General features: G+C 44.4%; 17 protein-coding genes. 13 read left to right on the top strand and 4 right to left on the bottom strand.

The window, feature by feature from the left end; genetic code table 11:
- The first annotated feature begins 204 nt into the window (after positions 1–204).
- On the top strand, positions 205–633 hold the full coding sequence (locus NL646_RS02300) for a PaaI family thioesterase (protein WP_020835230.1): 429 nt from the start codon (positions 205–207) through the stop codon (positions 631–633).
- Between the two features lie 26 nt (positions 634–659).
- Positions 660–1,049, top strand: coding sequence for a MazG nucleotide pyrophosphohydrolase domain-containing protein (locus NL646_RS02295; protein WP_025498829.1), 390 nt, complete (start codon positions 660–662; stop codon positions 1,047–1,049).
- Positions 1,050–1,094: 45 nt separating this feature from the next.
- Here NL646_RS02295 and NL646_RS02290 read toward each other — a convergent pair whose 3' ends face one another.
- The gene (locus tag NL646_RS02290) at positions 1,095–1,970 is read right to left on the bottom strand and encodes a universal stress protein (protein ID WP_005395202.1); all 876 of its coding nucleotides are present in this window, start codon (positions 1,968–1,970) and stop codon (positions 1,095–1,097) included.
- A 212-nt stretch (positions 1,971–2,182) separates the two neighbouring features.
- On the opposite strand from NL646_RS02290, the gene NL646_RS02285 reads away from it, so the two are divergent.
- The 7 genes from NL646_RS02285 (at position 2,183) to def (ending at position 8,108) form a co-directional block, all read left to right on the top strand.
- Positions 2,183–3,529 carry a magnesium transporter gene (locus NL646_RS02285; protein WP_025559407.1) on the top strand — a complete coding sequence of 449 codons (1,347 nt, stop codon included), beginning with the start codon at positions 2,183–2,185 and terminating at the stop codon, positions 3,527–3,529.
- A gap of 270 nt (positions 3,530–3,799) precedes the next feature.
- Positions 3,800–4,336 (top strand): AAA family ATPase, encoded by a 537-nt coding sequence (locus NL646_RS02280; protein ID WP_253663788.1) that lies wholly within the window; start codon positions 3,800–3,802, stop codon positions 4,334–4,336.
- A 113-nt stretch (positions 4,337–4,449) separates the two neighbouring features.
- Positions 4,450–5,895 (top strand): AGE family epimerase/isomerase, encoded by a 1,446-nt coding sequence (locus tag NL646_RS02275; RefSeq protein ID WP_253663787.1) that lies wholly within the window; start codon positions 4,450–4,452, stop codon positions 5,893–5,895.
- 100 nt (positions 5,896–5,995) lie between these two features.
- Positions 5,996–6,247, top strand: a complete 252-nt coding sequence (locus NL646_RS02270) for a DUF2999 family protein (protein WP_005395194.1) — start codon at positions 5,996–5,998, stop codon at positions 6,245–6,247.
- Positions 6,248–6,560: 313 nt separating this feature from the next.
- Positions 6,561–6,890, top strand: coding sequence for a YceK/YidQ family lipoprotein (locus NL646_RS02265; RefSeq protein WP_005478428.1), 330 nt, complete (start codon positions 6,561–6,563; stop codon positions 6,888–6,890).
- Between the two features lie 32 nt (positions 6,891–6,922).
- Entirely contained in the window at positions 6,923–7,381 is a 459-nt protein-coding gene (locus tag NL646_RS02260) for an ABZJ_00895 family protein (RefSeq protein ID WP_253663786.1), read from the top strand.
- Positions 7,382–7,601: 220 nt separating this feature from the next.
- Positions 7,602–8,108 (top strand): peptide deformylase, encoded by a 507-nt coding sequence (gene def, locus NL646_RS02255; protein ID WP_020842054.1) that lies wholly within the window; start codon positions 7,602–7,604, stop codon positions 8,106–8,108.
- A 63-nt stretch (positions 8,109–8,171) separates the two neighbouring features.
- On the opposite strand, the gene NL646_RS02250 is transcribed toward def, so the two are convergent.
- Positions 8,172–8,579: a helix-turn-helix domain-containing protein gene (locus NL646_RS02250; protein WP_025507947.1), complete on the bottom strand. Its 408-nt coding sequence runs from the start codon at positions 8,577–8,579 to the stop codon at positions 8,172–8,174.
- An 84-nt stretch (positions 8,580–8,663) separates the two neighbouring features.
- Between NL646_RS02250 and NL646_RS02245 the strand changes: the two genes are divergently transcribed.
- The 4 genes from NL646_RS02245 (at position 8,664) to NL646_RS02230 (ending at position 12,320) form a co-directional block, all read left to right on the top strand.
- Positions 8,664–9,167 carry a DUF2938 domain-containing protein gene (locus tag NL646_RS02245; RefSeq protein WP_253663785.1) on the top strand — a complete coding sequence of 168 codons (504 nt, stop codon included), beginning with the start codon at positions 8,664–8,666 and terminating at the stop codon, positions 9,165–9,167.
- A gap of 232 nt (positions 9,168–9,399) precedes the next feature.
- Complete coding sequence (locus tag NL646_RS02240; protein ID WP_029831638.1) at positions 9,400–10,428, top strand: phospholipase A; 1,029 nt, start codon at positions 9,400–9,402, stop codon at positions 10,426–10,428.
- Between the two features lie 94 nt (positions 10,429–10,522).
- Complete coding sequence (locus NL646_RS02235) at positions 10,523–10,981, top strand: hypothetical protein (protein ID WP_005454292.1); 459 nt, start codon at positions 10,523–10,525, stop codon at positions 10,979–10,981.
- Positions 10,982–11,315: 334 nt separating this feature from the next.
- Positions 11,316–12,320 carry a metal-dependent hydrolase gene (locus NL646_RS02230; protein WP_025522773.1) on the top strand — a complete coding sequence of 335 codons (1,005 nt, stop codon included), beginning with the start codon at positions 11,316–11,318 and terminating at the stop codon, positions 12,318–12,320.
- A gap of 39 nt (positions 12,321–12,359) precedes the next feature.
- Here the strand turns inward: NL646_RS02230 and NL646_RS02225 are convergent, their stop codons facing one another.
- Positions 12,360–12,752 carry a hypothetical protein gene (locus tag NL646_RS02225; protein ID WP_021448467.1) on the bottom strand — a complete coding sequence of 131 codons (393 nt, stop codon included), beginning with the start codon at positions 12,750–12,752 and terminating at the stop codon, positions 12,360–12,362.
- A 301-nt stretch (positions 12,753–13,053) separates the two neighbouring features.
- Positions 13,054–14,814, bottom strand: a complete 1,761-nt coding sequence (locus NL646_RS02220) for an ABC transporter ATP-binding protein/permease (RefSeq protein ID WP_253663784.1) — start codon at positions 14,812–14,814, stop codon at positions 13,054–13,056.
- Between the last annotated feature and the right edge of the window lie 8 nt (positions 14,815–14,822).

Raw genomic sequence — 14,822 nt, 5'->3', positions numbered from 1 at the left:
CTTTCATAACGTTGCGTAATCACGATGCAAACCTTATCGCTGCTCTAAATAAACTGGAAATTATCGTTAATTATGAAAATGATTATTTAACGTTATGGACAATGAGGTTGTTGGCCCTACAACGTGCAAACAAAGATTACTCGCCGTTTCTTTTGAATAATTGGCATATGCTAATTACTCCTTTTTACAAGCCGAGTACTTATCATGTCCGCAAACAGTCACTTTCATTCCACTCACGAATCTCATTATCAATGTGCGGTTTGTTCTTCAATCGATGCAAATCCTAACTCTTTGGCTGTGAACTACCAGTGTCTAGCTGATGGTTCTGTTGTCGGAGAGTTTCACGTTTTACCGCGTCATCAGGGTTACACCGACCTGTTGCATGGTGGCATTGCGAGTTCGCTGCTCGATGGTGCAATGACGCACTGTTTGTTATTTAGAGACATTCAAGCCCTTACCGCGCAGTTGGATGTGCGCTACCATGCACCTATTGAGTTAGATGAGCACGTCATGATTACTGCACACTGTGAAGGTGAACGCCGCGGTATATATCAACTGGTGGCTCAATTACTGGTCAATAATGAAGTTAGAGTGACGGCAAAAGGGAAGTTTATTCGTCCTAAAGAGGCGTAAATAAAAACTCGTTCTACGGAGAGATAATGAAGAAATTTGATGAGCTGTACGCAATTGCGACGAGAAAATCTCAATATGACCAAACCAACACTTGGTTTAAAGGCGTAGAGACTTATCTGGAGGCCATTGGCAAAGAAGTCGATGAAGTCCGTGAAGAGATTCGTGAGGACCGCCTTTGTCATTTGGAAGACGAGTTAGGCGATGTGTTGTGGAACTATCTTAATGTATTAAAAGCGTTGGAAAGAGAAAAGGGCATAGATCCTGAGAAAGTACTCGAAAGAGCCTGCACTAAATACGAGCAGCGTGTATCTGCGATTGAATCGGGACGCAGTTGGGATGAGGTTAAACAGCAGCAGAAACGAGCCTTGAACGCGGAACATGAAGCCGCGCAGTTAGAGACCATGAAGAGCCAATAACTGCGCGTGATATTATTTAAGATGCGGCGGAATGGGGAAGTCTGATCAATCCTTCGTGCTATTGACCAACAGCAGGTCACAAGGTGGTTGATCAAGCAACGTGTCTACAGTGCTGCCAGACCAAAATTGGGATGACATGCTTCGTTTACATGCACCCATAATCAGAATTGCCGCTTGTGATTGCTTAACTGCTTTTGGTAACGCCGTTTCAGGGTTTCCTTCTGGCAGCAGCAGTGGTACTCGTGTTAACTTTTGCGCAGTAATAAAGTCCGTAATGCCTGCTTTTTGGTTGCTCAAAATCTCTGCACGATAGCGAGACAGATAAGGCGCAACGTAGCGGCAGTAAACTAATGTCATTTTTCCGCTCAAGGTTTTTTCTAGCTTTGAGCCTCGCGATACGATGGCTTTATCTACCACCGACTTTGCATCTCCGCGATGAAGCGGATCTATCGCGCAAAGCATGTTGGCGTGAGAAGGCCATGAACGCTCGCTTAATAGCAATAAATCACAATCGTTTTTTGCTAGCTCGGTGAGTAAGGTTTGAATGTCATGCTTGTTAAAATGCCCCACGAGCAGTAAATCTGTGTGGTCGACAAGCCGTTTCGCGACTTGAGCAATCCAATGACTCCCTTTGAAATGCTCATAAGAGAGGGTTGGCGTTTCAACTTCCTCTTCTTCACAAAGCTCGATAACGAAGTCTTTAAATTTTGATGTCCACGCTTCAAACTCAGCTTGTCTCTTTTCTATATGGTCAGAGTTGAAACTAAGGAAATGCGCGAACGCGTGATCTTCACTCCGGCGGTGGTCTTCCACCAATACCACGATGGGTTGAGCCAGCGCTGTCGCAAACTGAATCACTTTACGAAGCACCTTACGACTTGGTAAGGCTGCTTGCTGAGTCAGAAAAAATACTGGTGCCATTGATTACTCCATTATCAAACGAGGCAAATGCGCCTAATGCACACTAAAAGTTTATACCATCCCCTTATGCAAAGACGTTCTGTTTCTGCGAGCAAAATATAAATTCCGCAATTGTGCGCGCCATTGCCTAGAATTTTAACATCAGGATCTCATGCCTTTAGGTAATAGACATCGTGTTGACACTAACGTGATGCCCAAGGAAATCGGTGACAATGATGATAGATTCCAGCCAATTACAAATTAATCGCAAAGTGCCTCATTTGCTTGCCGAGATCATTAAAGCGATAGAGTCGACCGAAGACCTCAGTTTTTTGAAAGACTATCAGGAAGCGCAAATCGCGAACATTTTGGAGTCGGTCAACATTGCTTATCGTAAACGCGTGATAGAAGCGGTGCCGCCAGAGAAGTACTGGACGGTATTAAATTTGCTGCGATACGATACCGCCAAGCACATTCATCAATCACTCAACAAAGAGCTGCAACATGAACGCTTAGCGTACATCACGGATTCGGAACTGATCATCTTTGCAGACTTTCTACCGACCGAGTTTGTGGATGAGTACCTTATCGACCAAAGTGAAGAGTCGGTCGCGCACATTCAACAAGCGCTGTCGTATGAAGATAACAAAGTGGGGAGGTATGCCGAGCCGCATTTTTTAGTCGCAAATCCTAAAAACAGCGTAGGAGGCATCAAAACCGAGTTGTTAAAACGAGGACAAAGCCCGGTGCGATTGATCATCGTGCGTGATGTCGGAGGCGTTATTGGGACGATAGAACCTCAAACCCTGTTGCTGCATGAGAACCATACCAAACTCACAGACTTGACCGTAGTCACGCCAATTCTGGAAGATATCCAAACGATTCAAAGCGTCAGTAAACAGGTCTCGATTGATGGTGGAGCGCATTGGTTTCCTATCATGGCTGGTGGCAAAATTATGGGCGTTTTGTCGATGGCGACCATCGCGATTACCTTGCGTGAACTCAGCCTACAAGCTGTAGTGGCAGAAAACGTACGAAGCGAAGAAGATTTGTTCACACCATTAACTGTGGCGACAAAGCTAAGAGCACTTTGGTTGGTGATTAACTTGCTGACCGCTTTTGTTGCCTCTGCCATCATCGGTATTTTTGATAATGTGGTCGAGCAAGTTGTAGCGCTTGCTATCTTAATGCCTGTTGTGGCGAGTATGGGCGGCATCGCAGGTAGCCAAACCTTAGCGGTGGCCATTCGGGGTATCGCATTGAACCACTTGCACCAAAGTAACTTGAAGCTATTGGTGAATAAGGAATTAAAAATCGCCACCATTAATGGCTTGATCATGGGATTAGTCATCGCGGGTGTCGTCTACATGGTGTTTGACTCTTGGCCATTGGCTCTTATTATCTGCTGCGCAATTTTTCTCAATAGTCTGGCGGCTGCGGCATCGGGGACGTTGATACCATTCACCTTGAAGAAGTTTAACATTGACCCCGCCGTGGCTGGTTCGGTAGTATTAACAACCGTTACCGATGTCGTCGGTTTCTTTGCGTTCTTAGGCTTAGGTGCAATCTTCTTGATATAGAAAGCCAATTGACGCGTTAACCTAATGATCCAATCTCTCCATTTCCCAACCCAATATTTTGGGCAAGTTTGGTTTGCTCAAAATTCCTCCGTTTTCATAAACGCTGAACACGCCGTTTAAGCTTTCATTTCATCAATATTTTTCACTGCTCATTTCTATCCCAAAACTTTCCATTGCCGATCTCGCTTAACGCTGGTGTGCCAAATGCCATGCCAATTTTCTTGGCCGTACACGCATTACTTCACTCAAACAAAAAATAAGGAAAAGATTTTGAACAAACTCATCGTATTCACTGGTGGTCCCGGTGCAGGAAAAACCTCGGTTATCGAACAACTAAAAATACAAGGCTTTATCTGCGCGCCAGAAACAGGTCGTCACGTGATACAAACGCAGGTTGCGAATCACGGTTCAGCATTACCTTGGAATGACAAACAAGCCTTTCGAGACGAAATGACAAAAGAAGAAGTGGGCAATTACCGAGCTTTCAATGTGCACCAGACGGAGGTGTTTTTTGATCGCAGTATTGTGGATGTATATGGCTACAGCAAGTTGGAACAACTGCCAATCTCGGATGAGCTCATCACGCATTGCCAAACGCTTCGTTATCATTCTCAAGTATTCATTTTTCCACCGTGGGCATCGATATTCAGTAACGATGAAGAGCGAAAGCAAGATTTTTCTGAAGCGGTCGCCACATATCAACAGATGGTCGATGCATACCACAAGTTTGGTTATCAATTGATCGAAGTGCCCAAAATGTCAGTCGAAGACAGAGTGGCGTTTATTCTCGACTCAGTCATCGAATAAGGCAGACAGATGAATAATGCAAACAAATGCGTAAGGCGATTGTGACCACGACGACAATATGTGTAAAGGGAGTTATTTATACTGGATAAAATTCAATAACTTAATTGAGTATTATGTCTTTTAAATATCTTACCTTATTGCTCGCAACGACGAGCATGAACAGCTTTGCTGATGTGGACCTGCCTTCGGGGGATGATTGGTTAAACCATGTGACAAATGGCCTAGCTCCATATTGGATGATGGAAAGTGCGCATGGGCAACCTGCGGGGAATTTTCCGACATTTCGTTGTGATAACGGTGTCATTCTCGACCCACAAAAGCCGTGTGAAGAATTAAACAAAGGGTGGATTAGCCCGCACTTCGATCGCGAATACACACGCATGAAATCGCGTCAAACTTACGCTTATGGCGTGCTTTTTCATCTTACGGGTGACAAACAAGCATTAGAGCTAGCCAAGAAAGGGGCTTATTACCTGATTGATCATCTACGAGATGAGAAAAACGGTGGCTTCGTGAGCTTTACGCGTAGTGGAAAACCGGGGATGGAGTGGCAACAGCGAACTTCTCAAGACCAAGCTTACGCCTTGGTGGGCTTGGCGATGTACTACTACTTGACGCAAGATCCAAAGGTTGAACAAGCACTTATCGACCAGCAAGCGTTTATATTTAAACATTACCGACGAAGCGATGATCGCGGTCTGGCGTGGGTTTTGAAAGATGGTGATGGGGAAAGTGAGAAGCAGCAAGAGTTAGTCGCTCAACTTGACCAAATTAATGGCTATCTGTTGCTAACGTCGCCACTTTTACCAGAGCCAGCGCAAGCCAAGTGGAAGCAAGATCTGCAATGGCTGACGCAAGTGATGCTGGATAACTACCACTCCGACAAAGAGCAGCGCTTTTATGGCGCGATACACCACAAAGCGGTAATGATGCCAGATGCGAAACACAATGATTTTGGACACACCATCAAAGCGTATTGGATGACGTATCTCACTGGTCAGTTGTTGGAGAATTCCAATTGGACAGAGTTTGGTTTCAAAGGAATGAAACACACGCTTAAACAAGCGCAATACCAGCAAAACTTTGAGCAAGTCAAAGCGCTCTTCTCACTAGAATGGCAGAGTAAATGGACGCAAGAGAGCATTCTTGCTTGGCAATCAAGACCGCACAAGCACTATAGCTCGTCTTGGGAATGGGCTGAACTCGATCAAGCGGCGATGACGGTTTCTCTTGTTGATGGCTCGATGAAAGAAACGCTTCAATATACATTACCCACCTTTATGGACGTGTGGGTGGATCATCAATACGGAGGTGTTGGTCTGAATCCTAAATCAACCAAAGCGTTCCATTGGGGAAATGGTTACCACCAGTTTGAACATGCGTTGGTCGGGTATTTGTACGCGCAACAAATGGCAAAACAGCCTGCCAAGCTTTACTACGCGCGACCAGCCGAGAGTAAAATGCCACTTAATCCATATTACTTTAACGCGGATATAAAAGCGTTCTCATCGCAAAGTGATGGAGTCACTACCGCAACGTTCACCAATATTCGACCATAACTTGGTCGATGGTGGAGTGGTGGTTAAAGTCTGCGTGCAAACTAACAAAACCCAATGGTAAACTGCGGGTCTGTTTTAAATAGTATTTAAAGGTAATTTGATGAACCCGATTCTTGCGATGTTGAAAGAAAACAATATTAGCGACGAGCAAATCAACGAGCTATTTCAGGCGTTAACTCAAAACCCTCTGGCTGCAATGGCAACTATCAGCCAACTAGGTCTGCCACAAGATCAGCTTCAAGCGTTAATGGCGCAGGTAATGCAAAATCCTGTACTGATTAAAGAAGCAGTGGAAGAGCTAGGCCTAGACTTCTCCAAAGTAGTAGAAGCCAAAGCGAAGCTACAGCAGTAATCGAGTTTTGATAAAAACAAAAGCCGCCAGATCCAAACGGTTCTGGCGGCTTTTTTACATCAGATGAAAGGTACGCGACTCCAACGGGAAAGCGAATAGGTTGAGCTTAACTTGGTGCTTGCATAAAAAATTAAGTGCGATTCTAGTCACGTCGTATGAACTCACGGGTGCTATTGGAAATAAATGAATTGTTTCTAATACATAGGACGTATTAACATGGTTGCACTAGGCCCATGTGAGTAAATTCATTGAATATACAATTTGAGAGAGGGTTTAGTTTTAAAAAATAATAGTTAGTTGGAATCTAGGTTAAATGAAAATAAATATATTTAAAAAGCTACAAGTTGTATTTCTTGTGGTGTCAGCATCTTTAATGGTGGGGTGTTCGTCTATAGATGCGCATGCTGGTGGCGGATACGGAAAGCCGTTTTCAGGCACCGCGTTATCTGTCGCACGACAACCTTGCTATTTAAGAGCTGATATTACTTCCATCGCGTTATACCCACTATCATTGATTGACATTCCTTTGTCGTTAGCAACGGACGTTGTGTTTCTTCCTGTTGATTTAATCATGGTAGCTACACCAACAACGAGTTATGGCGGTGTTGTTTCTCTAGGCTGTCCAAGCGGTAGCATGATCTAAAACACTTATTTTATTCAAATAAATGGAAGGAAATGAAAGTGGAATCGAAAAATAATTACTTAACAGAAAACAACGCTCCCTCGGTGCTCTTTGTAACGTCGCTTTTGTGTTTGGCATCAGTTTGTTTGGCCATACTGCTATTTATTATTGAGTACATTTCTGGCATGGAAATGAACGGTGTCGGCTTTCTTGGGACGTTAATACCAGCGATGAGTGTAGGATATTATTTTGGCTATAAAACAGGGAATATAATGCCTTCGACAACGAGATGGTATTCAGTGCTGCTTTGGAATTTATCGAGCTTAGTGGTGTTTTCTCTCATCTTAATGTTTTTGGACATTTCTATATTTGAACTGATAGCGGAACTAGGCTGGTTCAGTATTATTATCGTTGTATTAACGTTAATAACCGTTTGTCTCGGGTACTTTATTTTCAAGAGTGGTGAAAAAATGGCGATTAAGGTTTTGCTAAAAGCGCAAAAGAGTGTGTAACTCACATATAACGAACGCTTAAAGATAGATACGTAAAAAAGACGCCAGCCATATCGTGCTGGCGTTATAGTTTTCTCTTTCTTTGTGCCTCTTTGGTCTCTAGCAAAATTGAATGTTCTGAACGAAACGGTCTTTCCACGAAAACTCAACCTGTTTATGTCTGCCGAAACGTGTGTATAATTCGCCGGAAATTACGATTTACAGATAACGAAAGGTAAGTATGGCAGTCCTCGAAATTCTCTCCATTCCAGACCCAAGACTTAAAGTAAAAGCAGAAAAAGTCACTGATGTATCGACAGTACAAACGTTGATCGACGATATGCTAGAAACACTTTACGCAACGGGCAATGGCATCGGTTTAGCTTCAACCCAAGTGGGCAGAAAAGAGGCGGTTGTTGTCATCGATATCTCTGACGAACGCAATGATCCTTTAATCTTAGTCAACCCAGAAGTGGTGAGCGGAGAAAACAAAGCGCTTGGTCAAGAAGGGTGCCTATCTGTTCCCGAATACTACGCCGATGTAGAGCGTTACACATCAGTTGTGGTGTCTGCATTGGACCGTGATGGCAACCCGATTACAATCGAGAGCGATGAGTTCTTAGCGATTGTGATGCAGCACGAAATTGATCACCTATCTGGTAACTTGTTCATTGATTACCTTTCACCGCTAAAGCAAAAAATGGCGATGAAAAAAGTGAAGAAGTACGTAAAAGCGCAAGCTAAGTAAGATGGAGGAAGTAACTCACAACCGCGAGTTGCTTCCTTTTAAATCAAGGATAAGTAGAGTGGTTTATCTCGGTTTTTTGGGGACATAACGCTTTACGACCTTCATAAGCTTCTGAAATGAAGAGCAGTCCATATGTGATTCATGAGGGCAGGAGGCAACATGGTTTAGGCTGTCTCGCACCGCTTTCAAACGTGTTATTTGCTCATCAATCTCAAGCGCCTTTTTCGCCAGTAAGTCACGATCAATGTATGGTTTTGAACCTTCTGAGTGATTCAACATTTCCGCCATTTCGTTAAGTGATATTCCAGCGATACGCCCTAAACTAATTAAGTTGAGTTTATTGAGTACCTCTGGCGAATATTGACGTCTCAATCCATTCCTTCCTATTGAGCGAATTAACCCCAATTGTTCGTAGTATCTGAGTGTTGAGGTCGGCAATCCTGATTTTTTAACCACTTCTGCAATATCCATACTATTCCTCATTGACTTCAAGTTAGCTTTAAGTTGTAGCATGCAACTAAGACCTTAACAAATCAAAAACTTGAGGAGCGATAAATGCTGTTTTTAATAGGATTACAAGCGGCGCTAATAGGGATTGGTGCGACTGTGATAATGGATTTATGGGCTTGGCTACAAAGGAGAGTGTTTGGTATTCCCTCATTAAACTATGCATTGGTTGCGCGCTGGGTTTTGTGCATGCCCAAAGGGAAGCTTGTGCATGCGCCAATTATGTCAACAGACCCGATGCCGGGAGAAAAAGCACTCGGTTGGTTTTTACACTATGCCATTGGCGTTGTTTTCGCTTTGGCTCACATTGCTGCTTTTGGTCATCATTGGTTGGTAGAGCCTAGCCCAGCGCCTGGCTTAATTACAGGTGCGGTAACGTTGGTGTTCCCATTTTTGGTCATTCAACCTTGCCTAGGATTTGGTTTTGCTGCCAGTAAAACCCCAACACCTTGGAAAGCCCGTCTTCTTAGCACATTGGCGCATTTGGCTTATGGATTGGGCTTATTCATTACCGCATTCGCAATCAAAGTAGTGAGTCAGTATTTTATGTAGTGAGCATGAGCATCATAAAAACGTACTGCTTTCGGTTTGGATTTATGATGCTCAACTCTTGGTTTTTTTGGCGCTCTGTTCATAGTGAGCAGATATCTTTTAAATCTGTCGTATCAATCCAAGACGTAAAGTCGGCCAACATTTAACATTACCTTAACTCCGTTATGGCAAGTGATTTACCGATAAAAATTAGAATTGTCTGGTTTGACATCAAGACTATTGAGGATTTCAGATGGCTTCAAAAGCGACAGGGATATCGATACTGAGTTTATTAGTAGCTCCGGTGGCGATGGGAGAGACCGCAAGCGCATACGATTTATGTTTGCTAGAAACAATCAAAAAAAGCAATGGCGAAGAAACGATCGAGAGCATTCGCAAGCAGTGTGAGCTAGATACCGTCACGAGCACTGCGCCTGTCGAATCAACAACGAAAGAATCAGAAGAACCGCAGGAAAGCTTGATCGACAAACGTTTGGAATCAGAAAAGCAAACCGCGTTCGAGCCTTTTAGCTTGGTTGCACATCGAATTAACTACATTCTGCCGTTTACTTATAGTGATCGCGTAAACAAACGTGCGTATGCCGACACCAAATACGGCGATGAACTGCGTAAGGAAGAGGCAGAGTTTCAAATCAGCTTTAAAGTACCAATGAACTACGACGATTTGTTGTTTGACGGCGATGGTCTGTTTTTTGGTATGACGCTAAAATCTTTCTGGCAGGTATACACGGGGGATGCGTCGCGTCCGTTTCGCGAAACCAATTATCGTCCTGAGCTGTTTTACTTCACTCCTACAAGTTGGCAGCCGCTTGGTGGCTCAACTTGGCTGGGTTTCGGTATTGAGCATGAATCAAATGGCCAAAGACAAGAGCTATCGCGCAGTTGGAACCGCGTTTATACCAACTTAACCTTTGCGAAAGACAATTTTGTCGCCTCTATCCAGCCTTGGTGGCGCATACCTGAGGACGAAAAAACCTTTCCGAATGATCCTAAAGGCGATGATAATCCAGATATCGAAGATTACATGGGGCATTTTGAGCTAACAAGCGCCTACAAATGGGACGATTACGAGTTGACGTTCTTGGGGCGCGAGAATTTTAAAACGCATAAAGGCTATGCTGAGATTGGTTTGTTGTTTCCAATTTGGGGAAAAGTTAGGGGATATGCTCAATACTCGACTGGATACGGCAAAAGCCTAATTGACTACGACCATAATCAGCAGCGCATTGGTGTTGGTATCGCGATCAACGGTGTTCTGTAGTTTTTCGATAGTCCAATAGAAATAAACGCTGGCAATTGAGATTTCAGTATTTAGAATGCGTGGCTGAAATTGATTTCCAACCTAGAGTGATTTTATGCTTCGTGATTACACCTTCGATTGTCTTGTAACCATGCCTCGCCATGAACTGGAAGAGTTTAGTGCTCGCATGATCAGTAAAATGGTGCCAGAAGACGTGATGAATGAGCTGTTTACTTTTGATCAAGAAGAAGTGGATAGCGAAGACCGTATGTTGTCTGCACGTCTTGATGCAATGCTACGCATGACAGCAATCGCACTGAGTGAAATTCAACAAGCGTTTGATGACTCAGACAATGCAAAGCAAAATAGCGAGCGAATGACGCGATTGGTGCTTTGGCATTTCTATGCGATTTCATTCCATTTGGAAGAGGCAATCACGTTAGAAACACACTGTGAACTAGTGGAAAAACTACTCGAAAATACACCTTCGGATGTTTTTGCTTGGGTGAAAACACTGACAGAGCTTCTGCACACTTACGCTGAAATCAACGCGAAAGAAAACCCTCAAGACTAAGGTTTTTTGTCGTTAATCGTTCAGTAAACAAGGCGAGCTATCTGGTTCGCCTTGTTTTATTTTGCGTCTGAAAAATCCGCCGTTTTGGACTTCTGACGTACACCACGATCCTTGCTTCAGGTTCGCTTCTCACTAGCGAATAGGGCGATTCCTTCTTACACTAAAATCAAAGCATTTGTTTTCGAACACTTTAATGCATCATTAAGCCGTGCTTTCCAATCCACTTAAATACGGATAATTTATGTCGGAGAACGTTCTGGTTTTTAAATTTGAACCGATTTTGAAGCGCATATGCTCCTCTCTCTCGCCTACGTTATCGTGGTGGGCGTAAATAATGGACCCGTTAACGCAAGGTTTACTAGGCGCTGCTTTGCCGCAATCTGCAAGTAACAAGCGGCATATTGTGGCTGCTGGCGTATTAGGTGTGGCCTCAGGGATGGCTCCGGATTTGGACGTACTTATCCGTTCATCAAGTGACCCATTACTGTTTTTGGAATATCACCGACACTTTACCCATTCATTATTGTTTATCCCTTTTGGCAGTTTTCTCTGTGCTTTAGTGTTGTATCCGTTGTTTGCAAAAAGACGAGAGCTAAACTTTCAACAGAGTTGGTTTTATTGCGCGCTTGGTTATAGTACCCATGCGCTGTTAGATGCTTGCACCAGCTATGGGACTCAGCTTTTTTGGCCGATAAGCAACACACGCTATGCCTGGAACACGATCTCGGTTATCGACCCCGCTTTCTCACTTCCTATTTTGATCCTGCTTTTGTTTGCCGCACTGAAGCGAAATCGAAGTTACGCGCGTGTCGCATTTCTATGGTCTCTGGCTTATCTGACTCTTGGGGTTATTCAACGAGATAGAGCAGAAGCGGCCGGATGGAAAATTGTCCAAGAGCGACAGCACAGCGCTGTGCAGCTAAAAGCAAAACCAACCTTCGGCAATCTTTTGGTCTGGAAAGTGATTTATGAAACGGAAGATAACTACTATGTGGATGCGGTAAGAGTGGGGCGCTCAATAAAAATCTATCCTGGCGAATCCACACCAAAGCTCAATGTAAAAACACAATTTCCATGGCTCGACCCGCAATCGCAGCAAGCGAAAGATATTGAACGTTTCCGTTGGTTTTCAAATGGTTTTGTAGTGCAAGACCCAGATGACGAAATGCGAATTGTTGATGTGCGTTACTCCATTGTGCCAAACCAAATTAATGCGCTGTGGGGCATCAATCTATCCCCGAAAGCCAGCGCGGACGAACACGTCGAATACACTGCTCATCGAGGTAGTACAGCGGAAGACCGCCAAACTTTTCTCAATATGCTTACGGACTTTGATTGAGCGTTTACTTGGGTTACATGGGGAGCGACTCGGTGACTATCAAGCCGATTGAAAGTCCTTCACCAGCGTCGGCTTATTTGCAAAGAAGATCTTGCTAAACAGAGATTTGTACTTCCATCCAAGAGACAACAGTCGTTTTGCTAAGCTTTTGTTTTCAATGATAGCGACTTCAACGCCTTGGTAATGATATGGATGGCTTTTAATGTAGTCGATAAATGCAGTAAGCACGCCTTGCCCGCGAACGGAGGGCACGAAGTTGACTGCAACAATGGAAAAGCGCTGGCTGCCTACAGGGCAACGGACAAAGCAGTGTCCAAGCGGATGAGTGATGGTCTCGGAAAACTCAGGAAACGCGCGAGACTCTAAATCTTGAGATAGCGCATCGTATTGCTGACATAAATGATAAAAAAGTTGTTTCGCTTCGCTGTTCATATCGGTGCCACTTTCTTGTAATTTGGTTTAAAGGCATTGATTTCACAAATATTGTAACCATAGTCAGCAAGACAAAACGCGGTGAACTTTTACAGTGGTGATTTCCTATTTTGAAAACAGATTAGTTACGAGTGAAGTTGTTCGTCTTCTAAGTGGAGTGGTGGAGTAGTGAAATAGTGGAGTGAGGTTTTTTAGATGAGCGAAAGGATGTTTGGATTGCACAAAGTTCACGGAAGTGAATGAACAGAAAAAGGCGAACCGTTTGGTTCGCCTTTGCTTGTTTTAGGGGCTTAACTAGGCGCTACTCTAAGTGCTTAAATTGCAACGCCACAAGTCGCTGATACAACTCACAGCTTTGCATTAATGATTGGTGGTTACCAACATCGACTAACTCGCCATTGTCCAGCACCGCAATTTTATCCGCATGTTGGATAGTTGAAAGACGATGAGCAATGATAAGCGTTGTGCGTCCTTTCATCAGTGCTTCAAGTGCTTGCTGAACGTGATGTTCACTTTCACTATCAAGGGCGCTGGTGGCTTCATCCAGCAGTAAGATTTTTGGATCTTTTAGAATCGCACGAGCAATCGCAATGCGCTGCTTTTGACCGCCTGATAGCCTAACGCCGCGCTCGCCTAGAAAGCTGTGATAGCCTTCGGGAAGCTTCTCAATAAACTCATGGGCATGGGCTTTTTTGGCGGCTTCGATGACTTGTTCATCTGAGGCTTCTGGATTGCCGTAACGAATATTGTGAAACACTTCATGGCTAAACAGCGCTGGCTGTTGTGGTACGAGCGCCATTTGGCGTCGAAGCTCGTTTGGGTCGAACTGTCGAATATCTTCGCCACCAAACAACACTTGCCCCTGTTGTGGGTCATAAAAGCGTTGCAGCAGTTCGAATAGCGTTGTTTTACCTGCACCAGAAGGGCCAACCAACGCCAAGACTTTGCCTTGTTCAGCGGTTAGGTTTAATCCTTTGATAGCAGGTTGATTTGGGCGAGAAGGGTAGTTGAAATTCACCGACTTAAAGCTAACTTCAGCAGACATGTCTGAACGGACAGGCAAATGGTTGCTTGGTGCTTTAATATCGCTTTCTACTTGAAGGATCTCAATCAGTCGCTCGGTAGCACCTGCGGCCCTTTGCAATTCGCCCATGACTTCGGAAATGGTTGCAGTCGATGAGGCAACCATAATGGCATAAAACACAAACGCTGCTAGGTCACCCGCAGACATCTTTCCGTGAATCACATCGCTGCCGCCAACCCAAAGCATGCCTGCAATTGCGCTAAACACAATCACAATAACGCCAGAGATCAGGATCGCGCGCTGTTTGACTCTCTGTCTGCCCACTTCATACGCTTTTTCCAGCTCGACAGCGAAAGCCGCTCGTTCGTACGGCTCTGAGCTAAAACTTTGCACGGTTTTAATATGTTCTATCGCTTCACCTGCGTAGCTGCCGACATCGGCCATTGAGTCCTGACTTTGGCGAGAGAGCGCACGCACGCGACGTCCATAAAACAAAATCGGAACCAAAACCAAAGGCACAGAAGCAAGCACAATCAGCGTGAGCTTAACGTTGGTGGCAAACAACATTATGATGGCCCCAAAGCACATCAAAGCGCTACGCATCGCCATCGAGAACGATGAACCAATAATGCTTTGCAGCAACGTGGTATCGGTAGTCAGGCGCGACATAATATCGCCGCTACTGTTGGTCTCAAAATAGCTCGGATGCAGCGTAATCACATGGTTAAACACCGCAAGGCGAATATCCGCACTGACGCGCTCACCCACCGAAGATACAAGGTAGAAGCGAAAGAATGTCCCAATGGCAATACACAGTGTGACACCAACAATAAACTGAATCGCATTGGTAAGCTCTTGCAATGATTGCTGTGCAAACCCTTGGTCGATAAGAATACGTACTCCATAACCAACGGATAACGTTAAACTTGCCGTCGCGACAAGTGCAACTAAGGCCGCTGCAACCCGCCATTTATAAGGCGCAATAAAGGTGTTGAGTTTAAGAAGAATGCTGAGATTTTTGTTATTTTTTCGGCTCATGAGTGACT

This window comes from Vibrio sp. Y20_XG_PY13 (genome assembly GCF_024181925.1).
GTDB lineage: Bacteria > Pseudomonadota > Gammaproteobacteria > Enterobacterales > Vibrionaceae > Vibrio > Vibrio parahaemolyticus.
This window is presented reverse-complemented; position numbering and strand designations above follow the sequence as displayed.

Bases quoted from the DNA above. Each gene is read 5' to 3' on its own strand.
- NL646_RS02285 (WP_025559407.1), top strand. From the start codon at position 2,183: ATGATGATAGATTCCAGCCAATTACAAATTAATCGCAAAGTGCCTCAT.
- NL646_RS02265 (WP_005478428.1), top strand. From the start codon at position 6,561: ATGAAAATAAATATATTTAAAAAGCTACAAGTTGTATTTCTTGTGGTG.
- def (WP_020842054.1), top strand. From the start codon at position 7,602: ATGGCAGTCCTCGAAATTCTCTCCATTCCAGACCCAAGACTTAAAGTA.
- NL646_RS02290 (WP_005395202.1), bottom strand. From the start codon at position 1,970: ATGGCACCAGTATTTTTTCTGACTCAGCAAGCAGCCTTACCAAGTCGT.
- NL646_RS02220 (WP_253663784.1), bottom strand. From the start codon at position 14,814: ATGAGCCGAAAAAATAACAAAAATCTCAGCATTCTTCTTAAACTCAAC.
- NL646_RS02295 (WP_025498829.1), top strand. From the start codon at position 660: ATGAAGAAATTTGATGAGCTGTACGCAATTGCGACGAGAAAATCTCAA.
- NL646_RS02235 (WP_005454292.1), top strand. From the start codon at position 10,523: ATGCTTCGTGATTACACCTTCGATTGTCTTGTAACCATGCCTCGCCAT.
- NL646_RS02245 (WP_253663785.1), top strand. From the start codon at position 8,664: ATGCTGTTTTTAATAGGATTACAAGCGGCGCTAATAGGGATTGGTGCG.
- NL646_RS02300 (WP_020835230.1), top strand. From the start codon at position 205: ATGTCCGCAAACAGTCACTTTCATTCCACTCACGAATCTCATTATCAA.
- NL646_RS02270 (WP_005395194.1), top strand. From the start codon at position 5,996: ATGAACCCGATTCTTGCGATGTTGAAAGAAAACAATATTAGCGACGAG.
- NL646_RS02260 (WP_253663786.1), top strand. From the start codon at position 6,923: ATGAAAGTGGAATCGAAAAATAATTACTTAACAGAAAACAACGCTCCC.
- NL646_RS02240 (WP_029831638.1), top strand. From the start codon at position 9,400: ATGGCTTCAAAAGCGACAGGGATATCGATACTGAGTTTATTAGTAGCT.
- NL646_RS02250 (WP_025507947.1), bottom strand. From the start codon at position 8,579: ATGGATATTGCAGAAGTGGTTAAAAAATCAGGATTGCCGACCTCAACA.
- NL646_RS02275 (WP_253663787.1), top strand. From the start codon at position 4,450: ATGTCTTTTAAATATCTTACCTTATTGCTCGCAACGACGAGCATGAAC.
- NL646_RS02230 (WP_025522773.1), top strand. From the start codon at position 11,316: ATGGACCCGTTAACGCAAGGTTTACTAGGCGCTGCTTTGCCGCAATCT.
- NL646_RS02225 (WP_021448467.1), bottom strand. From the start codon at position 12,752: ATGAACAGCGAAGCGAAACAACTTTTTTATCATTTATGTCAGCAATAC.